We start from the raw sequence: 21608 nt of genomic DNA on the forward strand, positions 1-21608 counted from the left end.
TCTCGAAAGGTGCGTCCGTGTCATGTTTCGTCGGCGATATAGGTAGGGTGGAAACGGCGACAAGGAGTCAGTGTTGCAGAGATGCAATACGGCCGAGGGAAGAGCATGGAAGCGGCGGAACCAATTGGTCCCGCTTGCTTACACCATCGCCATCCCGCCGTTCACATGCAGCGTTTGCCCGGTGACATAACCCGCCTCGCGGCTGGCAAGATACACGACGGCGGCAGCGACATCCTCGCCGCTGCCCATCGCACCGCTGGGGATTTTCGACAGGATGGCTGCACGCTGCGCATCGTTCAGCGCGTCGGTCATCGCCGAGGTCATGAAGCCGGGCGCCACGCAATTCACCGTGATGTTGCGGCTGGCGAGTTCCTGAGCGGCCGCCTTGCTCATACCGACGAGACCGGCCTTGGACGCGACGTAATTGGCCTGGCCCGGATTGCCGGTCTGGCCCACCACGGACGTGACACTGACGATCCGGCCGAAGCGTGCCTTCATCATCGGCTTGGCGGCCGCGCGCATCAGCCGGAAGGCGGCTTCGAGGTTGATCGCGATGACGCTTGCGAATTCCTCGTCCTTCATCCGCATCAGGAGGTTGTCGCGGGTGACGCCGGCATTGTTGACGAGAATGTCGAGCTTGCCGCCGAGTGCTTCCACCGCCTGCGGCACGAGTGCGTCGACCGCGGCTCCGTCGGACAGGTTGCAAGGCAGCGCCACATGATCGCCGCCAAGGCCGGCCCGGAAGCTCTCGAGCTTGTCGGCATTGGACCCGCTTACCGCCAGCCGCGCGCCCTGGGCGACGAGCGCCTTGGCGATGGCGCTGCCGAGCCCGCCGCTGGCGCCCGTCACAAGCGCGGTCTTTCCTTCGAGCGAGAACATCATGCAATCTCCTTGGCGAGGGCTTCGACGTCTTCCATCGTCACCACGCTCGTGATCCTGGCGTCGGGCGCAATCCGCTTGACCATCGCGCCCAGCACCTTGCCGCCGATCTCGACGAACTCGACGACGCTCGCCGCGCTCATCTCCTGAATGCTTTCGCGCCAGCGGACCATGCCGGTCACCTGCTCGACCAACAGTTCACGAATGCGATCCGGATCGCTCACCGGCGCTGCGATGACGTTGGCGTAGAGCGGCACGGCCGGTGCCTTGATGTCGGTGCTGCCGAGGGCGTCGGCCATGACGTCGGCGGCGGGCTGCATCAGCGGGCAATGGAACGGCGCCGAGACGGGCAACAGCACCGCACGCTTGGCGCCGTGGTCCTTGGCGATGGCGATCGCGCGCTCAATGGCGCTGCGATGGCCGGAGATGACGACCTGGCTCGGATCATTGTCGTTGGCGACCGTGCACACCTGCCCTTCTGCCGCGGCTGCCGCGATCGCTTCGGCCTTTTCGAGGTCGGCACCGAGTAGCGCGGCCATGGCGCCGACGCCGACCGGCACGGCCGCCTGCATCGCCTGCCCGCGCTTCTTCAGCAGCCGCGCCGTGGTGGCGAGGTCGAAGCTGCCGGCTGCACATAACGCGCTATACTCGCCAAGGCTGTGGCCAGCGACGAAGTCCGCCTTGGAAGCGAGATCGATCCCGAGTGTCCGAAGCACCGCGATGCTGTGCGCCATGATCGCCGGCTGTGCATTCTCCGTAAGCGTCAGATCGGTTTCCGGACCTTCGCTCATCAGCTTGAACAGATGCTGCCCGAGCGCCTCGTCGACTTCGGCGAACACGTCCTTGGCCGCGCGGCTTGCGCCGGCAAGCGCAGAACCCATGCCGACCGATTGGCTCCCCTGCCCCGGAAAGAGAAAAGCGCGCACGTCGAAAAACTCCCGTCCTTGTGTTGCGCGGCGGTTAAGCCCGCACGGGCCGATTGCCAAGCACAGGGCGGCATGGAACATGGTTGCATGAACGAAACGGACGTCATCGCCCCGCCGCCCCCGCCGCCATCCAAGCGCCTCGGCGGTGCCATGAGCCTCGCCATGGTGGTCGGGACCATGATCGGCTCAGGCATCTACCTGCTTCCGGCGACGCTGGCGCCTTATGGCCCCAACCTTGTTGCGGCCTTTGCGGTCACGATCGCCGGCACCATGCTGCTGGCGATCACGGTTGCGCGGCTCGCTCGCCACATTCCTGGGGGCCCGTTCGTCTACGTCCGCTCGGCCTTTGGCGACGCCGCCGCCTTTCTCACCATGTGGAGCTACATGGTGGCGCAATGGACCGGCGTCGCGGCGGTCGCCGTGGCGGTGGCGGGCGCAGTCGGGCACGTGGTTCCGGCAGCGGCATCGGGCATCGGGCTCACCGTTGTTGCGCTCGGCACCATTGCCATCCTGACCTTCGTCAACCTGACCGGCGCGCGATCGGCCGGGCGGGTGCAGGTGGTGACAACGCTGATCAAGATCATCCCGCTGTTTGCAGTGGTCGTGCTGGTCGCAATGCGCCTCGGTAGCGGACAGCCGGTTGAGCCATTGGCGCCAGCGTCGATCACCGTGGCAGGCATCGCAGGCGCCGCGGCCTTGATGCTGTTCTCGCTCACCGGCTTCGAATCCGCCGCAGTGGTCTCGACCAGCACCAACAATGCCGAAGAAACGGTGCCGCGTGCGACCATCGTCGGCACGGGGCTGACCGGCGCCATTTACTTCGGTGCGACGCTCGCGACCCTCCTGCTGCTGCCGAGCGCGGTGGCGGGCGCAAGCAGCGCGCCCTTTGCCGATGCGATCGCCCCGGCGCTCGGCACCGGAGCAGGCGGAGTGGTCGCCCTCATCGCCGCGATCAGTGCATTCGGCACCTGCAATGCGCTGCTGCTGCTAGCCGCGGGCGTGGGCCAGTCGCTTGCCGTCCCGGGCGACCTGCCGCGCTTCTTCGGCAGGACCAACAAGGCAGGCGTGCCGGTCGGCTCGCTGCTGGTCTGCGCCATCCTCGCCGCGCTGCTTGTACTGGCGAGCACGTCGGCGAGCTTTGTCGCGGTCTACGCCTTCATCGCGCTGATCTCGACCGCGTCGATGCTGATCCTGTACGTCGCGTGCGCTGCCGCCGCGATGAAGCTCGGTGTCGGCGGCACGTGGGCTGCCGTGCCGCTGCTTGGCCTCGTCTATAGCGTAGCGATGTTCGTCGGCGCAGGTCTTGGAGCGACTCTCTGGGGCATTGCGCTGGCGCTTGCCGGGTTGCCGATCCGCTGGCTCAGCCGCCGCTCAAGCGAGGCTTAGCCCCTCCCCATCAGCGCCAGCACTTCCTTGCGGCTGCGCTCGTCCGAACGGAAGGTGCCCATCATTCGGCTGGTGGTCATGATGACGCCCGGTGTGTTCACCCCCCGCGCAGTCATGCAGGCGTGCGTCGCCTCGATCACCACCGCGACGCCCTTGGGCTGAAGATGCTCGCAGATGCAGTCGGCGACCTCGGCGGTCAGGCGCTCCTGCACCTGCAGGCGCCGGGCAAAGCCGTGCAGCACGCGCGCCAGCTTGGAAATGCCGACCACCCGCGTGTTGGGCAGATAGGCGATGTGCGCCTTACCGATAATCGGCGCCATGTGATGCTCGCAATGCGACTGGAACGGAATGTCCTTGAGCAGCACGATCTCGTCATAACCGCCGACCTCCTCGAACGTCCGGTAGAGGTGCGCGGCGGGGTCTTCATTGTAGCCCCGGGCATATTCCTTCCACGCGCGAGCGACGCGCGCCGGCGTGTCGAGCAGGCCCTCGCGAGCGGGATCGTCACCGGCCCAGCGGATCAGGGTGCGGACCGCCTCAGCGACATCGTCGGGCACCGGAAGCTTGGGCGCCGGTGCGACCAGATCGCCATCGTCGGGAGTGTCAGACATGGGTGACGAGTTCCTCGTGAATATCGGCGGCGACGGCCTGCGCCTGATGGCGGATATCGGGGACGGCGACGATTTCCCAATAGCGACCTTTGGTCAGCGGACCCAGCGCCCACACACCGTTGCCGGCGCGGCTGCGGCTATCGACGTCGAGGCCCATGGCGAAGGCATCGGTCCTGACCGATCCGTCCTCGAGCAAGCCGCGCAGCAGCGGATCTGCGGTGCGGCGAAGGTCGCCAAGCGGGCCGGTGCAGTTAAAGGCAACGCCGACCTCGCGCAGCGCCTCGCGGCCGTCGCGCCGAGCAATCGCTACCCTGAGCTGATCACTGTCCGCTTCCAAGCGACGAACCCGCCCTGCGACAATCTCAAGCTGGCCTGCGGCGATCATGTCCTTGAGCTGCTCCGCCACCTGCGGCGCGATACGGTGGCGGTGGACGTCCCACCACGGCCGCGCATGACGCATGAACCGGCGTTGCTCACGCTCACCAAGCTGCTGCCAGATGGCGTGAGTGTGCGGCCGCAGCGCGTCCACCGCGGCTTGGAACCCGACCTCGGCCGACCTGCGGCGCAGCCAACGCCACAGCGCGATCACATTGCCGTGCGGCACCTCGTCTAGCGACACCGGCACGGGCGGACGGGGCGGGTGGACGTGCGGTCGCGGGATGAGCCCGCGGCGTGACAGGGCAGTGATGCGACCTTCGTGCCCGGCAGCAGCCAGCGACAGCACCGTGTCGACCATTGTCAGGCCGGTGCCGAGGATCAGGACGTCAGAGCCCTCTTCAGCCACCCGCTCGACGGCGGCGTGAGCAGCTTCGCTCCACGGATTGTTGATGAAAAGCTGCTCCGGCAGTCCCGCCGACCCCGGAAAGGGGGTGGGCGGCTGGTTGCCTTGGGCAAGGACCAGCGCCGATGCCTCCATCTGCTGCCCATCGGAAAGAGTGACGAGCCATCCGTCCCCCACTCGCTTCGCCGCCACAGCCATGGCTTCGATCGGCGTCACGCCATCGGCTTGGGCCAACTGATCGCCAAGATAACGACCAAAGGCGCGACGCTCGGCGAAGCTCAGGCCGTCATCCGCGCACCATTGGCTGAAATGGTCGGGTTTGTCGGGCCAGGCGCTCATCTTTGCCGTCACGACATTGAGCAGGTGCACCGGCTCGCGCGTTGAATAAGCGACGCCGCGGCCAAGCCGGCCCGTACCATCGATCAGCGCGACCGGGACGCCCTTCGCTGCGAGATGGACGGCGGTCATCACGCCCGAAAACCCACCGCCGACAATGGCGACCGGATGAACCGGCGCCGCGTCAGATCTCATAATCGGGCCAGGCCTGCGGGTCGGGCGCGTCCGCCTTGCGCCGCGTCATGTAAGCGTGGAGGCTGGTGACGGTACGCCCTGCCGTTTCGGTGAATAATGCGGGGACGACAGCGTGGACCAAGCAGGCGAGGCCGCCGCCGATCATGCGAAGTCCGATCAGCACGGCACCGCTGCCGTGCCCTGCCCAGCCCATGCCGAGCGATCGGGGATGGTCGAGGAACAGCCGGCCAATCAATTTCGCCCCCCGTGGCGGTGGTGGTGACCCCGACTGGATTCGAACCAGTGGCCTACAGATTAGGAATCTGGCGCTCTATCCTGCTGAGCTACGGGGCCTTCGCGCTCCTCTTAGAGGATGGGGACGCCCAAGATCAACGCGAAGGGTGTCAGCGCAGCGCGACAGGCGGAATGGCGCGCCGATGCGACAAGGCTGGCACGCGCCCGCGCACCTCGCCAATGCGGGCAAGGTCGAGGTCGGCAAAGCCGAGACCCGGCAGACCGTCCATCTGGAGGAGGAGTTCGCCCCACGGACCTGCAACCAGGCTATGCCCATAGGTCTCGCGCCCGTCCTCGTGCTGTCCGGCTTGTGCCGCTGCAACCACGAACAGGCCGGCTTCGATCGCGCGGGCGCGAAGCAAGATCTCCCAATGCGCCTTGCCGGTCGGCACGGTAAAGGCGGCCGGGACCGCGATGGTGTCCGCGCCTGCCTCTGCCAATGCGGCAAAGAGCGCAGGGAAGCGGATGTCGTAGCAGATGGTGAGGCCGAGCCGACCGACCGGCGTGCCTTCGACCACGACGGTGCCCTCGCCGGCCGCATAACTCGCCGACTCACGCCAGCTTTCGCCCGTGGGCAGGTCGACGTCGAACAGGTGCAGCTTGTCGTAGCTGGCGCGGATGGCGCCGGCCGGATCGATTACAAAGGCGCGATTGGCGAGCAAGCCGTCCTCGCGCCGGATCGCCAGACTGCCGAGGTGCACCCAAATACCCTCGCGGGCAGCTGCCTCCTGCACCCCGGCAAGGACCGGGTCATCCGCCTGCGCCTTCAGGTTGGCGGCTGCTCGTTCGCGATCACGGTCGAGTAACCCGCTCATCTCCGGCGTGAACAGCATCGTCGCACCGCCGGCGCGCGCCTGTTTGACCGCGTCGACCAGTGCCGCGCCATTGCGCTCCGGATCGATCCCGGTCTGCGCCTGCAGCAGCGCGATCCGGCTCATGCGGCGAGAAGCGTGTCCAGCCGCCCGTCCCGCTCCAACGCGAACAGGTCGTCGCAGCCGCCGACGTGACGCCCGTCGATGAAGATCTGCGGCACGGTCATGCGGCCCGACCGCTGGATCATCTCGTCCCGCTTCGGCCCGCCGGCATCGAGGTTGTAGACCTCTGCCTTCACGCCCTTGGAACGGAGCAGCGCTTCGGCGCGGATGCAGTAGGGGCAGGTCGACTTGAAATACATTTCGACGTTCGGCACGGCACTTGGTCTCCCGAAGTTGGCTTCCGCCCAAGATAGGGCGCGGCACGCGAAGTGCCAGTCAGCCAAGGACGCGTGCGAAGGCGATCAGATCCACGCTGCTGGCCCCGGCACCGCGAAGCACTTTGGCACACGCCTCGGCGGTTGCGCCGGTCGTGATGACGTCATCAACCAGGATGAACGGTCGTCCTTCCACCTTCGCCCCCGGCCGCAAGGCGAACGCGCGTTCGACCGTGCGCCGCCGCTGCGTAGGGTTGAGCCCTTTCAGGCGCGGAGTTGCGCGGATACGACGAAGCAGATCACCGTCCATCGGCCGCTTCATGGCGCGGGCGATCAGCACCGATTGATTGAAGCCGCGTCCCCACAAGCGCCAGCGATGCAGCGGAATGGGCACCAGCGTCGCTTCCGGATCAAGCCCGTGCATCGGCCGCTTCATCATTCCGGCCATGGTCTTCGCAAGTGCGATCTTGCGGCCGTATTTCAGACGCATGGCGATCGAACGGGAGACCTCACCATAAGCGACCGCAGCGCGGACGCGGCCAAGCGGGCCGTTGCCCTGCTCGCACGTAAGACACGTGCCATCGTCACCCGGCTTCAGGGCAAGTCCGCAACAATCGCACCCGGCATTCAGGAACTCGAGCGAGCCCCAGCATTCGCCGCAGAACAAGTCCACCGCCGTGGTGATCTCGCCGCAGCCCGGGCAGCGCGGCGGAAGGGCGAAGTCGAGCAGCCAGCCGCCAACCGTCTGCACCCTCCGCAAAGCTCTCGCGCCATTCATATACTCTTGTCCGTCAGCCCCGGCCTTCCCACAAGGGGGCATGGCCGAAACTTTGTTCGACGACGCGGCGCGCCTGGTACGGCGGCAGCGGGCACTCCGCCGCGAAGCGCGCCCTTTCCTTGCCGAGCGGATCGTCGACGAGTGGCTGGAGCGGCTCGGGCCGGTGAGCCGCCGCTTCGAGAGCATTCTCGCGACGGGTGTTCCGCCTGCTCTACAGGCCAAGCTTGAGAAGCTCGGCGAAGAGGTACGTTTTGGGAACTCGATCGATGCACTTGCCGACGAAGAAGAGGCCAGCCTCGACCTCATCCTGATCATGGGCGAGCTCGACAACCGCGACGAGCTACGACTGCTACTTCGCATCATTGCTTCGCGGCTGTTACCCGGCGGCCTCCTGGCAGGTGCTATTCCCGGCGGGCAAAGCCTGCCTGCGCTGCGGCAGGCTTTGCACAGCGCCGATCGGGAAGCCGGCAGTGCCTTTGCAGCGCGGAGCCATCCGCGGATCGAGCCCGGCGCCTTGGCGACCCTGCTTGGCGAAGCGGGCTTGAGCGATGCCGTCGTCGACATCGACCGGCTGACCCTCCGCTACCGCAGCTTCGACCGGCTGATTAACGACCTACGCGATCACGCCGCGACCAATGTGCTGATCGCTCGTCCCCGTCGCGGGATGGGCAAGGCTGGTCTTGCGGCGGCGCGCCTTGCCTTTGTCGAGGCGGGGGATGGCACCGCCACGACCGAACGTGTCGATCTGCTTCACTTTGCCGCTTGGGCAAGGTTGCAGCCCACATCTGCTTAACGGCATAGCAAGAACGTGATGCGCATGTTTCGTTAACCGACCACAGTTAGCACACTCGGCGTGGACGTGGACCAGAGGAGGGTGGCTTGGACGCTATCCGAACGATGTTGCGCAAGTTGCGCGCTGACCAGAGCGGCGCAACGGCGATCGAATATGGATTGATTGCTGCCTTGCTGGCCGTGGCCTGCATTACCGGCATGTCGGCGCTTGGCGGCGGCTCCAACGGTATGTGGGGCAAAATCGGCGGTTTTGTGAGCTCAGCGACCAACAGCGTCAACTGACGAGCGCGCCTATCACCTTTGTGTTGCCGGTGCCTGCCAGAGGCACTGGCGTCACCTAAGCACGCCCACCTTGGTCAGCGGCGCTGGCCGAGTACCACCAGCTTGACCTTCTGACCGGGCACCAGCCGCGCATTGGAGGCGAGCCCGTTCAGCGAGAGAAACCGCTCGGCCCGGAAATTGGGGTAAGCCATCCGCGCCGACAGGCTCTGCACCGTGTCGCCTGCGCGAACCGTGTAGACATCGATGACCCGCGGCCGAATGCCAGCGGCTTCCTGCGCCGAAATGCGGCGTAGCGAATTCACCATCGACGAGAACTGCCCGACACCCTGCCCGCCGCGGGTCAGCATGGTGAAGTCGTAGGCCGTGTTCTGGTCGAACGCATAAGCGAACACACTGACGTCCACGACGCCGTTCGAAGTCTGTGCACGGCCGATCACATATTCGACCGGAATGCCGTTCACCTGCGTGCGATTGTTCTCGACCACCTGGATCTGCGTCCGGCCGCCGGTCAGCTCCTGCAGACGCTGCTGGATATAGGTCTGGAGATTGCCCGAAAAGCGCCCGGTCTTGAACTGCGCCTGCCCGCCTGACCCCTGGATCGACACGGCGTCGGTGCTGTTCTGCATCAGGTAACCGGTCGGCACGGTGAAGGCGAGGCGGAGGTCGGGGTGGACGAAGGTGCGGCCATCGATCACGCCTTGCGCGGGATCATCGTCGACGAACACGCCATCGAGCTGGGCCAGGAACTGGTCGCGATTGCGCAGCCCGGTTCCGGCCCGGCCGGTCTGGCGGGCGAGCTGCGAGGCTTGCGCAACGCGGTTCTCGCTGTTGGGGTGGGTCGTAGCCCACTCGGGCGTAGAGCGGTTTTCCTTGCCCTGCACGCGCGCTTCCAGCGCGGTCGCCCGGCCCAGCGCCGAGAGCATGCTGGCCGACGCTGCCGGATCGTAACCGGCCCGGGCAAGATAGCCGATGCCGAGCCGGTCGGCGTCATATTCCTGGCTGCGGCTGAAGCGCAGCGTGTTGAGCTGCGATCCCTGTTGCGCGAGTTGGCCAATCGCGCTGCCAATCCCGCCGCCGATCACCGATCCGATGATCGCTCCGAGGATGCCGCTGACGGCATTGCGCTGCGCGGCGGACTGGCGCGCCTGCGCATGGTTGGCAGCGACGTGGCCGGTCTCGTGCCCGAGCACGAAGGCCAGTTCGGCCTCGTCGTTCATCAGGCCCATCAGCTGGCGCGTGATGTAGATGTAGCCGCCCGGCACCGCGAAGGCATTCTCCACCGCCGAGTTCAGCGTCGTGAACCGGAACGAGCCCGGATTGACGCCGGAGAACCCAGCGATGCGACGGCCGACGCTCTCGACGTAAGCGCCGCGTGCGCCCGTCTCGGCACCACCGAATTCCTGAACCACGGCCGGATGCTGCTGCTGGGCTTCCTGAACGTAACGAGCCGAAAGGCTGCGATTGGCGGTTTGGGCGGACAGCGCCACCGGCGCCGTCACCACGGCGGCAGCGCTCAGGAAGAAGAGAGTCTTACGCATGGGATCGTCCGTACAGGTGATGGTTTTTCGCCATCCTGAACGGAACGGAGGCGGTCCGGTTCCGGACCTCCCTACAGCTGAACGAGCGGCCTAGAGGCGGCCGTGCTGGTCCTCGGTCTGGAACATCCGGTCCACCTCGGCGACGAGATCCTTGAGGTGGAACGGCTTGCTCAGCATCTTCGCTTCAGGCGCGGTGCGGCCGCTTTGCAGGGCCACGGCGGCAAAGCCGGTGATGAACATGACTCGGATCGAAGGGTCGATCACGCCTGCCTTTTGCGCCAGTTCGATCCCGTCCATCTCGGGCATCACGATGTCCGTGAGCAGGAGATCGAACGATTCGCTTTCGAGCAGCGGCATCGCTTCTGTGCCGCAGCCGACCGCCTTCACGCTGTAGCCGACACGCTCCAGCGCCCGCGCCAGATATTCGCGCATGGAGCTATCGTCTTCGGCGAGGAGAATCTTGATCATGAGAATGGTCTCTTATGCCCGGAAGCTTTAAGATTTTCTAGGCGGAACGAGGCTTCGCGGGTCCACGTTGGAAGAAAAGTGGCGCCGCGAACGCAAGCCGAGCCGAAGCCATGTGACGGAGCCTGTGCCCCTTGACTATTCGTCCCGCCGAAGCCGGTGCCCTCGCCTCTCCGCGGCTGATACCCGGCACCGGACGATTGCCCGTCCTCCTCTCGGTGCCGCACGCCGGGAGGGCATATCCCAACTGGTTGGTGCGGCTTAGCCGTCGCGGTCAGGACAGCCTTCGCCCGCTGGAGGATCCGCTCGTCGATCGTCTGATCTGGCGAGCGCAGGCTCTCGGCCTCTCCTGCGTTATCGCCGATGCGCCTCGCGCTGCCATCGACTGCAACCGTGCCGAGGACGAGCTGGACCCGGCGGTGATCAGCATGCCGCCGGGCAGCGGCCACGACGGCTGGCGGGTTCGCGCCGGGCTTGGCCTCGTTCCCGCGCGGCTGGCAGCAGGCGGCGAGTTATGGCGGCGGCGGATCGGCCCGGCCGAGCTCAAGACACGCCTGGACACGGCATGGCGGCCTTATCACCAGCTCGTCGCCGAGCAGCTCGCGTCACTCCAGCGCAGACATGGCGAAGTATTGCTCCTGGATTGCCATTCGATGCCGTGGCGGCCCAATCAGGCCGAGCTCGTGATCGGCGACCGCCATGGCACAACCGCGGCTGCCTTCGTCAGCGATCTCTGCCGGCGCACAGCCGAGGTTCAGGGCTTCAGCACCGCCTCCAATGATCCTTATGCCGGAGGGCACATCATCGCCGCTCATGCAGCGCCGGTGCGCGGGATCCATGCTGTTCAGCTCGAACTTGATCGTCGCTGCTATCTCGATAGCGCCGGACGAGCGCCGGGGCCGGGGTTCGACCGCTCCGCACGAATGATCCAGGCGATCGCGGAGACGCTCGGCAACGCTCTTCTCGACCCAAGCGCCCTCCCCGTCGCTGCTGAATAAAAAAAGCCCCCGGCAAAGCGCCGAGGGCCATTAGGTCAAGGGGAACGCAGCCGGTCCACGATGGCCGTTTTCCGGTGCCAGCCCGATGTGGTGGCAGCGGCGGGGCGGGGCAAGACGGTCGCCCCCTCGCCCCGCCGCGCCAGAATCACGCCTCGACGGGTTGCGGTGCCGCGTTAAGCTGGTTCACCGGTCCCTTGCCCTGCTCGACCTGGCGAGCGAAGATCTCACGGGCCTGTGACAGGCTGAACAGATGCGCAAAGATCAGCGGCAGCAGACCGTTCTGGTTCATCTTGCGCAGTTCGTCACCGCGCATGTCGCGCAGCTTTTCTTCATCGACCATCTGGAAGCCACGATAGATGAACGGCTGATCGGTGCCTTCCGGCTGGATGGCGACTTCGCCGTCCATCAGCAGCCCAGCCTTCTTGATCTCGGCCATGAACATGCCGGTACGCTGACCGGCTTCCTCGAACTGCTCGCAGAACTGGAGGATCGCCTTGGTGGCTTCGCTCGGCTGGTCGCCGTCGAACAAGGGCTGGCCTTCCTCGAAGTCACCGACCGCGCCCGCCGTCGGATCGACGCACAGCGACAGTTCGTCGCTTTGCGGGTTCAGGCGGGCAAGCAGGAACGGATAACGGCGAAGATAGGCCGGCAGATATGCATGGCGTTCGATCGACTGGCCCTGCGCGTCGATGAAGGTGTTGACGCCTTCGTTCAGGCCCATCAGCGCAAGCGGCACGGGATCGTCGCCGGCCGAGAAGATGATCGGATAATGGCGCTGGGCCAGCCCGAATTCATCCACCGTCAGCGGAACCGCATGGACGTTGGCAACGGCGGGCAGCGACTCCAGGCCGCGCACCTTCATGGTGCCGTGCTGCTGGCTGCTGATCGGCTCGAGCTGATTGTAGAGGAGCGGAAGGCCGGTGTTCGGCGCAGCGGAAGCCATTGATCTCTCCTGAAGAATGGATTGGGGATGGCCCGCCAGCCGGCCCCTGATGAAGACGTAGTGGGCCGCGCCTCTATGCGGGCTTGGGGGTGCTTGCAAGTGTGGCACCTTCCCGTGCACAAAAGCCACGCCAAGTTCAGCCCGGGTTCAACGCGGGACAGACATTTGCCAGGGCTGCTCTCCCCCGGCGCTGCCCGGCGCTTCACTGACAGGTTTTTAGATCCTTCATGCTGTTGTCGCTTCCGCTTCTCTCCTGGCTCGCTTCCGTTGTTGGCGTGGCGCAGCTGCAGCCGGTGGCGGTGACACGGTTGGTGGTTCGGCAAGAAGTCATCCTTCGCGTGCCGGTGATCCGGCCGCGGGCGGCCCGGCGCATCGTGTGGGAAGAGAAAAAGGGGCCGAAGTGCATCGGCTCCGAGCGGATCGTCGCCGCCGCTCTGGGTGACGCGCGCTCGGTCGACTTTCTTCTTTCCGATCGCAGCCGGATCCGCGCCCGGATGGACGATGATTGCCCGACGCTCGATTTCTACGGCAACTTCTACATCCAGCCCGAAGACGAACGGGTGTGCGCCAAGCGGGACGAAATCCGCAGCCGCATCGGCGGCTCGTGCCGGATCGAGAAGTTCAAGCGGATGGTGCCCAAAGCGCTCTGACCGGCGCTTTTCTTGACTTGAACGGCCATTTGGCCCACGGCGCGAAGCGCCCGGCCTGCTCCGATGCAGCGCTGGCCATTTCTCTTATCCGGATAACTTGATGCCTTTTGCCGATCTCGGCCTTTCCGACGACCTGCTGCGCGCCATCGGCGATAGTGGCTACACCGAGCCGACTCCGATCCAGGCCGGCGCTATTCCGCCCGTGCTCATGGGCAAGGACCTGATTGGCATTGCCCAGACGGGCACCGGCAAGACGGCCGCCTTTGTGCTGCCGATGATCGACATCCTGGGCGAAGGTCGCAGCCGCGCCCGGATGCCGCGCAGTCTCATCCTCGAACCGACCCGCGAACTCGCCGCCCAGGTCGCGGAGAATTTCGAGAAATACGGCAAATACCACAAGCTTTCGATGGCGCTGCTGATCGGCGGCGTCCAGATGGGCGACCAGATCAAGGCGCTCGAAAAGGGCGTCGACGTGCTGATCGCCACCCCCGGCCGCCTGATGGACCTGTTCAGCCGCGGCAAGATCCTGCTGACCGGTTGCGACCTACTGGTGATCGACGAAGCCGACCGCATGCTAGACATGGGCTTCATCCCCGACATCGAGGAAATCTGCACCAAGCTACCCAAGCAGCGGCAGACCCTGCTGTTCTCGGCGACCATGCCGCCGGTGATCCAAAAGCTCGCCGCCAAGTTCCTCACCGAACCACGCCGGATCGAGGTCGCGCGCCCGGCCTCGTCCAATCTCAACATCGACGCCAAGCTGGTCGAAACGCGTTCCGACAAGAAGCGCGACGTGCTTCGCGAGCTGCTTCGGGCCGAGGACGTCACCAACGCGATCATCTTCTGCAACCGCAAGACCACGGTGCGCGAGCTGACCACCAGCCTCAAGCGCTCGAGCTCTGCGGTCGGCCAGATCCACGGCGACATGGAGCAGGCCGCGCGGATCGCCGAGCTCGACCGCTTCAAGGCCGGCGAGATCAACATCCTCGTCGCCTCCGACGTCGCTGCCCGCGGGCTCGACATCAAGGGCGTCAGCCACGTCTTCAACTTCGACGTGCCTTGGCAGCCTGACGACTATGTGCACCGCATCGGCCGTACCGGACGCGCCGGCGCCAAGGGCAAGGCCTACACCCTCGCCACCCGCGAGGATGGCGAGGCCGTGGCGCAGATCGAGAAGCTGACCGGCACTCCGATCCCTCGTTTCGGCCAGGAGTCCAACGACGGCGACGCCGACGTCGCGGCGGAGCAGCAGACCGACAAGCCCAAGGCCAAGCGGTCCTCGCGTCGTTCCGGCAAGACGGAGAGCGACAAGGCCGACGCTGCACCTGCCCCTCGCCCGAGCGAGCCGAAGCGCCCGGAAGAAGCAGAACCTGCCCCAACGACGCGTTCCAGCGAGCCGAAGCGCGCGCAAGAGCCGAAGCGAGCTGAGGCGCCGCGCAAGCCCGCCCCTGCCCCCCGCGCTGCCCAGCCCTCAGCCGAGGAAGACTGGAACGGCCCGCTGCCGAGCTTTCTCTCGGTCTCGCTGGGCAGCTAAGTCGTGGACGTCACCGTCTACCATAATCCGGCATGCGGGACGTCGCGGAATGTCCTTGCCATGCTCGAGGAGCGCGGGATCGAAGCGCGGGTCGTCGAGTATCTGCAGACACCGCCGAGCCGGGAGGAGGTCCGGCAGCTGGCGGCTGAGGCCGGTGTTCCGGTGCGGGCGTTGCTGCGCGAAAACGCACCGCCGTTTGCCGAGCTTGGCCTGTCCGACGAGAGCCTGCCGGACGACGCGCTGCTCGACGCCATCGAAGCGCATCCGATCCTGCTCAACCGCCCGATCGTGGTGACCCCCAAGGGCACCGCACTGTGCCGGCCCAGGGAAAAGCTGCTCGACCTCATCTGAGGCGGTCACTGCGGTCGTTAAACGGTCCGCCATCGCCGCCGCGAGCCGAACCCACGGCGAGCCGAGCTTCCCCTAATCACCAGCGCGTCTATCTCCTTGTCACAAAGGAGAAAGATATGGCGTGGAACATCGCTCGATCGGAGGCGCTGGCCGACCCGGATGCGGCGCGCCGCAAGGTGCTGGAGCGATTGCAGCGGCTGAGCGAGCTCGAGGATGCGGAGCTGCAGGTCGTAAACATCCTGCTCGACGCGATCCTCATGGCCGAAAGCTATCGCGGCGCGCGGCACCAGGTGAGCTTCCTCCCCGAGATGACCCGCAGCGTCGACCATCTGCTGCGCGATCTCGCCATCCTCGACAAGGCGGACGAGCTGGCGGCGGTCTGAAGCCGCCGCGAAGTTCTCGAAGTTCACATAGGGCGCAGGTTTTTGCGCGACGCGCCGTCCTGCGTTGTAGTTGACAGCAACTTGAAAGAGCGTCGCGGCGATCCGCTCTGAGGAGTGGAGCGGGTGAAATCCTATTTTGCAACGGTTGGTGCAGATGTCCGCTTTGAGTGGAAAGCGGACATTATGCTCGTTATCCCCTGAGCGAACCCAGGGGATGGTATGAGCGCTAGCACGCAGCCTGACCTAACTTCGGACGAAGCAGAACCTAGGCCGCCTTCGCTCAGCTACGCGGGCCTGTTCCTCCGTTTCCTGCGCTTCGGTGTCATGGCTTTCGGTGGCCCGGTTGCACAAATAGCCATGATCCGGCGGGAACTCGTCGATGAGGAGAGATGGATAGGAAGCGGCAGCTTCAATCGGCTGCTCGCGGTCATGCAAGTGCTACCGGGGCCTGAGGCGCACGAGCTTTGTGTCCATCTCGGCATCCGTGCCAAGGGGCGTCTCGGGGGACTGCTCGCAGGCTTCGGCTTTATGCTTCCCGGCTTCATTCTGATGCTGGTTCTTGCGTGGCTCTACTCGCGCCTGCGGATCGAGGGGACCGTGTTCGGTGCCTTGTTTTTCGGCGTTCAGGCGGCGGTCCTTGCAGTCATCATTAGGGCAGTGCATCGAATAGGCGAACACATCCTTCTGGATCGCTGGCTCTGGGCGGCCGCCCTCTTTGGAGCGGCGGCCTCTCTCGCAGGAGTGGGCTTCTGGCTTGTTCTTCCAGCCACCGGGATAGCCTACGCGCTTGCTCGAACAGGTCGATACGGATGGACAGTGGTCGTGCTCGTGGCTGCCTTACTCGCAGGGATACTTCTGGCTGACGGTGCCGTGCGGTTCGCCCAAACTACTACGATCGTGACGGAAGCTTCCCCAAGCACCTTGGCTCTGTTCGTGGCTGGACTGAAGGGTGGTTTGCTGACCTTTGGCGGAGCTTACACCGCCATCCCATTCGTCCGGAATGATACGGTCGGGCGAGGGTGGATGTCGGACGGCCAATTCCTCGATGGACTAGCCTTGTCGGGTGTGCTGCCAGCACCGCTCGTGATCTTCGCCACGTTTGTTGGGTGGATCAGCGGCGGACCTCAAGGCGCTCTGGCAATCACTGCTGGCATGTTTCTGCCTGCCTTTTCGTTCTCCCTCGTCTTCTACGAACGGCTGGAGGCAGTCGCGGAGCACAAGCGGCTACAAACGATCCTTGCGGGCGTAGCGGCGGGAGTTGTCGGACTGATTGCCGTGACCTTAGTGGATCTGACACGCACGTCGATCCTGCGAACACCTAATCTGATCGTCAGTGCGGCCACCTTCGCAGTAGCGCTGGCGGTGATGTATGGCTGGAAAAGTAAGTTCGCTACCCCGGTTGTGCTGGCTGTTGGCGCGGCAATTGGGGCGCTGGCTCTTAGGGGCAGCTAACGTCCGAATTGGGTCGTAAGCGGACACCGTAACGGGCGTCTGAATCGAGGCGCGCAGCGACGACCTTTGAGGAAGCGCCAGAACCACCAACCGCGCCATTAACAGAAGAAGGGCTCCGGGAACGTGCCCGGAGCCCTTCAGGTAGCAGGGAAGCCTTAGGCGTCTTCGCTCTGCCGCTTTTCGTCTTTGGCCTCGATCCTGTCGTGCTGCGGCGCGGCTGTGATGCCGCCAATCTCGATCCGCCGCGGCTTCATGGTCTCGGGAATTTCGCGCTTCAAGGTCAGCGCAAGCATTCCGTCGGCGAGGTCGGCGCCAGTCACCTGGACATGATCGGCGAGCGCGAAGCGCCGTTCAAAGCTGCGCGTCGCGATCCCGCGATGGATGTAGTCGGCCCCGGACTCGTCAGTCTTGCGACCGCGAATGATCAGGACATTCTGATGACTGGTGATCTCGATTTCGTCGCGCCGGAACCCGGCCACGGCAAGTTCGATCCGGTATTCATGCTCACCTTCGCGAATGAGATCGAAAGGTGGATAATTTTCGCTCGCTCCGGATGCCGCGCTGCTTTCCAGCATGTCGAACAACCGGTCGAACCCCACGGCGCTGCGCCGGAAGGGGGTGAAATCAAACGCACTGCGCATGTCTTGTCCTCCTTTGCGACTGAGCAACAAGGCGGACCGAGAGGCGACAAGCTCCCCAGCCCGTCACCAGACCCTCGTGAAGGCGTCCGGCGACCGGCAGATTGGAATGGCTTTCCGCAGTTTCAAGACTTTGGGCGACGTCGATCGCCATGTCCGCTGTGGGTCGTCAGCGGACTTGGCGATCAGGCAGACGTTAGCCTTTTCGGCCAGCCCGATAGCGTTCGAGGAAGTCGAGGGCGTGAACCGCCAGCCGCCCCTCGCCGATCGCATCGCGAAGGCCCTGCATCATCCGCTGGTAGAACCACAGATTATGCTCGGTCATCAGCATCGCGCCGAGGATCTCGCCCGAGCGGACGAGGTGGTGGAGATAGGCGCGGCTGTAGGTCGAACATGCCGGGCATGGGCAGCCTTCTTCCAGTGGTTTCTGGTCCTCGGCATGGGCGGCGTTGCGGATGTTGAGCGGGCCGTCGGCGGTGAAGGCCTGGCCGGTGCGGCCCGAGCGGGTGGGAAGCACGCAATCGAACATGTCGATGCCGCGGGTGACCGCTTCGACGACATCGTCGGGCTTGCCGACGCCCATCAGGTAGCGCGGTTTGTCGGCCGGTAGCTGGCCGGGCGCGAAGTCGAGGCAGCGGAGCATCGCTTCCTGCCCCTCGCCTACCGCCAGCCCGCCGACCGCATAGCCATCGAAGCCGATGTCGATCAGCGCATCGGCGCTTTCCCGGCGGAGTTTCTCGTCGAGGACGCCTTGCTGGATGCCGAAGATCGCGTTGGCCTCGGCATGCGCTCCCCCGCGTTCGAATTCCTCACGGCTTCGGCGCGCCCAGCGGATCGAGCGGTCCATCGCTTGGCGCTGCTTCTTTTCGGGGACGTCAGGGCGGACCAGCTCGTCGAACTGCATTACGATCGAGGAGCCCAGCAGTCGTTGGACCTCGATCGAGCGTTCGGGGCTCAGCAAGTGGCGCGAGCCATCGAGATGGCTTTTGAAGGTTACGCCTTCCTCGGTCACCTTGTTGAGGTCGGCCAGGCTCATCACCTGATAACCGCCGCTGTCGGTCAGGATCGGGCGGTCCCAGCCCATGAAGCGGTGCAGCCCGCCCAGCCGCGCGACCCGCTCCGCGCCCGGACGCAACATCAGGTGATAGGTGTTGCCAAGGATGATGTCGGCCCCCGCCGCGCGCACGCCTTCGGGCTTCACCGCCTTGACGGTGGCGGCGGTGCCGACCGGCATGAAGGCGGGCGTGCGGATCTCGCCCCGCTGCATGGCGATAGTGCCGAGCCGGGCGCGGCCGTCGGTGGCGTGGATGGTGAAGGAAAAGCGGGAGGACATGGGGGAGCCCCCTACCCGCTCCGTCCAAGTTTAGTCGAGAACCGTCCCTCGACTTGGCTTGCGACCAGCGGATAGAGGGTCCGGGTGATCGAACCCTGGCTTTATCCCGTGCTCACCGGTGTCGCCTTTGTCGCCGGGTTCATCGACGCCATTGCCGGCGGGGGCGGGCTGATCATCATGCCGGCGCTGCTGGTCAGCGGCGTGCCTCCATTGCAGGCACTTGGCACCAACAAGCTGCAGTCGATGTGCGGGACGTTTGTCGCGATGCGCAACTATGGCTCCAAGGGGCTGATCGACTGGCGTCCCAATCTTGCGACCGCGCTGATCGTCTTTGCTGGGGCGGCAGGCGGCGCGATCCTGGTACAATATGTCGACGCGCGCACGCTGGCGTTGGTGATCCCACTGCTGCTGCTCGCCAATGCCGTCTACATCCTCGTCAGCCCGCGGATGGGGGACGAAGACGCGCACCAGCGGCTCAGCGCCCGAGGCTATGCGCCGGTGGGCGGCGCAATCGGGCTGTACGACGGCTTCTTCGGGCCGGGCACGGGCAGCTTCTTCACCTCCAGCCTGGTGGCGCTGCGTGGATACGGGCTGACCCGTGCGACGGCGCTGTGCAAGTTCTTCAACTGGACCAGCAATGTCGCTGCGGTGTTGTTGTTCGCGATCGGTGGCAAGGTTCTGTGGCTGCTTGGCGCGAGCATGGCGATCGGCGCCATGGCGGGCGGCTGGCTGGGTAGCCACACGGCAATGCGCTTCGGAGCGAAGCTGATCCGGCCGCTCCTGATCACTGCCAGCGTGGCGATGACGGCGCGCCTGCTGTGGGGCTATTTCGCCGCCTGAACGGCAGACAACCGGCTGTTCAGCTTAACAGTACAAACGCGAAGTTAACCCGTGCTCGTTCCGCAACGGCAACGAACAGGGGAAGAGCGATGAAGACGATGGCGTGGGCAGGCTTGGCAGCAGCGGCCATGATGCTGAGTGGCTGCATTCGCGAATCGCGCATCGCTCTGCCGAGCGACTTGGCCGTAACGTCCGAGACGCTGGAGCTGACCGGCATGGGTCTGGGCCGCCGCGGTGACTTCCTGCTGGCCGGGACCGAGGGGCGCTTCACCCGCGGCGCCGATCAGCTGTCCTTCCACAACGCGTTCCTCGTCCGCAACAGCGGCGCGGGTAGCTTCAGCTATGCGGGCCTTGAGGGCGCGTGCCGCTACCGAGAGAACGCGATCAACGTCGGTCCGGTGTCGGTCGACGCCCGGCCGTTCGCCTATCGATGCTTCTTCGGCAAGGACGGGGCGCCCGTCGGCGAATTGGTGATCGAGGAAGAGACCGGCACTGTCGGCTCCATGCTGAGCAAGCGCGGGCGGCGCGGGTTCCTGCTGTTCGACGGGGTTCGCTATGAGGTGACGTCGATCCACCGCGACCAGAACGGCAGTCTCGCTGCGGCCACCCCGCTCGGCTATCGCTTCGAAGCCGACGGCCGGGCAGTCGGCGCCGTGGATCTCAACGGCACCAACAAGACCTTGTTTGCGCCGCGCGACAGGCGGGCGCGTGAAGCGGTGTTCGCCGGCGGGCTCGCCTTGTCGGTCCTATGGGATCCGGCGGTCATCAATCCCTGACAGAGGCACAGAACCGCGCTGGAGGCTGTCGCGGATTTCGCGGAGGAGGAGTATCTCCTCACCGGGCGCCGCGGCTTCTTCTTCGCGCATGACCTTGGCCGCGGCGCGGACCAGCAGGAAGATGATGAAGGCGAGGATCAGGAAATTCACCACCACGGTGATGAACTGACCGTAGCCGAGCAGCGGCACGCCCGCCTTCTTCAGCGCAGCATAGTCGGTCGGCGATCCGGTGTAGCTTGCCGGGACGTCGCCGAGGCGCAGGAAGTAGCTCGAGAAGTCGAAGCCGCCGAAGATCGAGCCGACCACCGGCATGATGATGTCGTCGGTAAGGCTGGTCACGATGGTTGCGAACGCCGCCCCGATGATCACGGCAACGGCGAGGCCAAGGACGTTTCCCTTGGCGATGAACGCACGGAAATCGGACAACATACGGCCTCTCCCATCATGGTCTGGGGAACGATGATGACAGGATGGACGCGGAAGGCCAGCCTTTAGACCCGTGGCGCGATTGGGTGTCCGCGCCTATATGCCGATCATGCTCAGCGAGGCGCAGCGACGGCGGCAGACGCGGATCGGCCTCAGCCTGGCCGGAGCGATCATCCTTGCCTTCGTGGCGCTGCAGATCTGGTCGGTGTTTTTTCTGCGCCTCGACGGCTGGACATGGGCCTCGGCAGTGCCGCTGGTGGCGGTGCTGAGCTGGCTCAGTGTCGGGCTGTTCATCGTCGCCCATGACGCGATGCACGGCAGCCTCGCGCCGGGGCAGCGCGGCGTGAACCTGTTTGTCGGGCGGCTGACGCTGCTGCTCTACGCGGGCTTCTGGATGGACCGGCTGACCCCGAAGCATTTCGATCATCACAAGCACGTCGGGACAGAGGGCGATCCGGATTTCGCGGTCCACCATCCTACGCGCTTCTGGCCGTGGTACGGTCAGTTCATGGTCCGCTATTTCGGGCTGCGGGAGTTCCTGGTGCTGAACGTGATCGTCTGGACCTACGTCCTGCTGCTCGGTGCGCCGATCGGCAATCTGCTGCTGTTCTGGGCGGTGCCGGCGATCCTGTCGTCGTTGCAGCTCTTCTATTTCGGCACCTATCTGCCGCACCGGCATGACGAAAGGCCGTTCGCCGACGAGCATAATGCGCGCAGCAACGATTACGGCGTGCTTGCTTCGCTGCTGACCTGCTTCCACTTCGGTTATCACCGCGAGCATCACCTGAGCCCCGGCACCCCTTGGTGGGCGCTTCCCGCCAAGCGCCGCGAACTCAGCCTCTAGCCTTCCGCG

General features: G+C 65.3%; 26 protein-coding genes and 1 tRNA gene. 12 read left to right on the forward strand and 15 right to left on the reverse strand.

The genetic code is table 11. The features are described 5' to 3' along the window. Positions 1-138: 138 nt before the first annotated feature. The gene (gene fabG / locus ACP69Z_RS10880) at positions 139-879 is read right to left on the reverse strand and encodes a 3-oxoacyl-[acyl-carrier-protein] reductase (protein ID WP_426268090.1); all 741 of its coding nucleotides are present in this window, start codon (positions 877-879) and stop codon (positions 139-141) included. After that, the gene (fabD, locus tag ACP69Z_RS10885; RefSeq protein WP_426267505.1) at positions 879-1805 is read right to left on the reverse strand and encodes an ACP S-malonyltransferase; all 927 of its coding nucleotides are present in this window, start codon (positions 1803-1805) and stop codon (positions 879-881) included. The genes fabG and fabD overlap by 1 nt, the downstream gene beginning before the upstream one ends. 87 nt (positions 1806-1892) lie before the next feature. Between fabD and ACP69Z_RS10890 the strand changes: the two genes are divergently transcribed. Next, the gene (locus tag ACP69Z_RS10890) at positions 1893-3191 is read left to right on the forward strand and encodes an APC family permease (RefSeq protein WP_426267506.1); all 1299 of its coding nucleotides are present in this window, start codon (positions 1893-1895) and stop codon (positions 3189-3191) included. Here the strand turns inward: ACP69Z_RS10890 and folE are convergent. The 7 genes from folE to ACP69Z_RS10925 form a co-directional block, all read right to left on the reverse strand. Next, the gene (gene folE, locus ACP69Z_RS10895; RefSeq protein ID WP_426267507.1) at positions 3188-3802 is read right to left on the reverse strand and encodes a GTP cyclohydrolase I FolE; all 615 of its coding nucleotides are present in this window, start codon (positions 3800-3802) and stop codon (positions 3188-3190) included. The genes ACP69Z_RS10890 and folE overlap by 4 nt on opposite strands. Beyond that, complete coding sequence (locus tag ACP69Z_RS10900; RefSeq protein ID WP_426267508.1) at positions 3795-5114, reverse strand: FAD/NAD(P)-binding protein; 1320 nt, start codon at positions 5112-5114, stop codon at positions 3795-3797. Before ACP69Z_RS10900 ends, folE begins: the two co-directional genes overlap by 8 nt. Continuing rightward, on the reverse strand, positions 5104-5349 hold the full coding sequence (locus tag ACP69Z_RS10905; RefSeq protein WP_426267509.1) for a DUF6356 family protein: 246 nt from the start codon (positions 5347-5349) through the stop codon (positions 5104-5106). Before ACP69Z_RS10905 ends, ACP69Z_RS10900 begins: the two co-directional genes overlap by 11 nt. 21 nt (positions 5350-5370) lie before the next feature. Further along, positions 5371-5447, reverse strand: a tRNA-Arg gene (locus tag ACP69Z_RS10910). A 50-nt stretch (positions 5448-5497) separates the two neighbouring features. Then, complete coding sequence (locus ACP69Z_RS10915) at positions 5498-6325, reverse strand: carbon-nitrogen hydrolase family protein (protein ID WP_426267510.1); 828 nt, start codon at positions 6323-6325, stop codon at positions 5498-5500. Further along, complete coding sequence (gene grxC, locus ACP69Z_RS10920) at positions 6322-6576, reverse strand: glutaredoxin 3 (RefSeq protein WP_426267511.1); 255 nt, start codon at positions 6574-6576, stop codon at positions 6322-6324. The genes ACP69Z_RS10915 and grxC overlap by 4 nt, the downstream gene beginning before the upstream one ends. Before the next feature lie 61 nt (positions 6577-6637). Further along, complete coding sequence (locus ACP69Z_RS10925; RefSeq protein WP_426267512.1) at positions 6638-7327, reverse strand: ComF family protein; 690 nt, start codon at positions 7325-7327, stop codon at positions 6638-6640. Positions 7328-7394: 67 nt separating this feature from the next. Here ACP69Z_RS10925 and ACP69Z_RS10930 point away from each other — a divergent pair, with 67 nt between their 5' ends. Both ACP69Z_RS10930 and ACP69Z_RS10935 read left to right on the forward strand, forming a co-directional pair. After that, on the forward strand, positions 7395-8147 hold the full coding sequence (locus ACP69Z_RS10930) for a hypothetical protein (RefSeq protein WP_426267513.1): 753 nt from the start codon (positions 7395-7397) through the stop codon (positions 8145-8147). Between the two features lie 104 nt (positions 8148-8251). Then, positions 8252-8428: a Flp family type IVb pilin gene (locus ACP69Z_RS10935; RefSeq protein WP_426268091.1), complete on the forward strand. Its 177-nt coding sequence runs from the start codon at positions 8252-8254 to the stop codon at positions 8426-8428. A gap of 74 nt (positions 8429-8502) precedes the next feature. Here the strand turns inward: ACP69Z_RS10935 and ACP69Z_RS10940 are convergent, their stop codons facing one another. Both ACP69Z_RS10940 and cpdR read right to left on the reverse strand, forming a co-directional pair. Further along, a complete protein-coding gene (locus tag ACP69Z_RS10940; protein WP_426267514.1) occupies positions 8503-9966 on the reverse strand; it encodes a M48 family metalloprotease in 1464 nt (487 codons plus the stop codon). A 90-nt stretch (positions 9967-10056) separates the two neighbouring features. Further along, complete coding sequence (cpdR, locus tag ACP69Z_RS10945; RefSeq protein WP_426267515.1) at positions 10057-10434, reverse strand: cell cycle two-component system response regulator CpdR; 378 nt, start codon at positions 10432-10434, stop codon at positions 10057-10059. A 131-nt stretch (positions 10435-10565) separates the two neighbouring features. Between cpdR and ACP69Z_RS10950 the strand changes: the two genes are divergently transcribed. Next, complete coding sequence (locus ACP69Z_RS10950; protein WP_426267516.1) at positions 10566-11429, forward strand: N-formylglutamate amidohydrolase; 864 nt, start codon at positions 10566-10568, stop codon at positions 11427-11429. Positions 11430-11574: 145 nt separating this feature from the next. Here ACP69Z_RS10950 and ACP69Z_RS10955 read toward each other — a convergent pair whose 3' ends face one another. Next, positions 11575-12372, reverse strand: coding sequence for a SapC family protein (locus tag ACP69Z_RS10955; RefSeq protein WP_426267517.1), 798 nt, complete (start codon positions 12370-12372; stop codon positions 11575-11577). Positions 12373-12647: 275 nt separating this feature from the next. Between ACP69Z_RS10955 and ACP69Z_RS10960 the strand changes: the two genes are divergently transcribed. From ACP69Z_RS10960 to chrA, 5 genes are all read left to right on the forward strand, one after another. Beyond that, a complete protein-coding gene (locus ACP69Z_RS10960) occupies positions 12648-13022 on the forward strand; it encodes a hypothetical protein (protein ID WP_426267518.1) in 375 nt (124 codons plus the stop codon). Positions 13023-13122: 100 nt separating this feature from the next. After that, the gene (locus ACP69Z_RS10965; RefSeq protein ID WP_426267519.1) at positions 13123-14556 is read left to right on the forward strand and encodes a DEAD/DEAH box helicase; all 1434 of its coding nucleotides are present in this window, start codon (positions 13123-13125) and stop codon (positions 14554-14556) included. A gap of 3 nt (positions 14557-14559) precedes the next feature. Further along, positions 14560-14907, forward strand: a complete 348-nt coding sequence (gene arsC / locus ACP69Z_RS10970) for an arsenate reductase (glutaredoxin) (protein ID WP_426267520.1) — start codon at positions 14560-14562, stop codon at positions 14905-14907. A gap of 116 nt (positions 14908-15023) precedes the next feature. Then, positions 15024-15290 carry a hypothetical protein gene (locus ACP69Z_RS10975; RefSeq protein WP_426267521.1) on the forward strand — a complete coding sequence of 89 codons (267 nt, stop codon included), beginning with the start codon at positions 15024-15026 and terminating at the stop codon, positions 15288-15290. A 219-nt stretch (positions 15291-15509) separates the two neighbouring features. After that, positions 15510-16742, forward strand: coding sequence for a chromate efflux transporter (chrA, locus tag ACP69Z_RS10980; RefSeq protein ID WP_426267522.1), 1233 nt, complete (start codon positions 15510-15512; stop codon positions 16740-16742). A gap of 155 nt (positions 16743-16897) precedes the next feature. Here chrA and ACP69Z_RS10985 read toward each other — a convergent pair whose 3' ends face one another. Continuing rightward, positions 16898-17383 carry an Hsp20 family protein gene (locus tag ACP69Z_RS10985; protein ID WP_426267523.1) on the reverse strand — a complete coding sequence of 162 codons (486 nt, stop codon included), beginning with the start codon at positions 17381-17383 and terminating at the stop codon, positions 16898-16900. Between the two features lie 193 nt (positions 17384-17576). Continuing rightward, positions 17577-18713 (reverse strand): tRNA guanosine(34) transglycosylase Tgt, encoded by a 1137-nt coding sequence (tgt, locus tag ACP69Z_RS10990; RefSeq protein ID WP_426267524.1) that lies wholly within the window; start codon positions 18711-18713, stop codon positions 17577-17579. Between the two features lie 84 nt (positions 18714-18797). On the opposite strand from tgt, the gene ACP69Z_RS10995 reads away from it, so the two are divergent. Both ACP69Z_RS10995 and ACP69Z_RS11000 read left to right on the forward strand, forming a co-directional pair. Then, positions 18798-19553: a TSUP family transporter gene (locus tag ACP69Z_RS10995; protein ID WP_426267525.1), complete on the forward strand. Its 756-nt coding sequence runs from the start codon at positions 18798-18800 to the stop codon at positions 19551-19553. Positions 19554-19642: 89 nt separating this feature from the next. Beyond that, complete coding sequence (locus tag ACP69Z_RS11000; RefSeq protein ID WP_426267526.1) at positions 19643-20329, forward strand: hypothetical protein; 687 nt, start codon at positions 19643-19645, stop codon at positions 20327-20329. Here ACP69Z_RS11000 and mscL read toward each other — a convergent pair. Next, positions 20300-20758, reverse strand: coding sequence for a large conductance mechanosensitive channel protein MscL (gene mscL / locus ACP69Z_RS11005; RefSeq protein WP_426267527.1), 459 nt, complete (start codon positions 20756-20758; stop codon positions 20300-20302). The genes ACP69Z_RS11000 and mscL overlap by 30 nt on opposite strands. A 97-nt stretch (positions 20759-20855) precedes the next feature. Between mscL and ACP69Z_RS11010 the strand changes: the two genes are divergently transcribed. Beyond that, on the forward strand, positions 20856-21599 hold the full coding sequence (locus ACP69Z_RS11010; protein WP_426267528.1) for a fatty acid desaturase: 744 nt from the start codon (positions 20856-20858) through the stop codon (positions 21597-21599). The last annotated feature ends 9 nt before the right edge of the window (positions 21600-21608 follow it).

The organism is Sphingomonas sp. LHG3443-2, from assembly GCF_049896405.1.
GTDB lineage: Bacteria > Pseudomonadota > Alphaproteobacteria > Sphingomonadales > Sphingomonadaceae > Sphingomicrobium.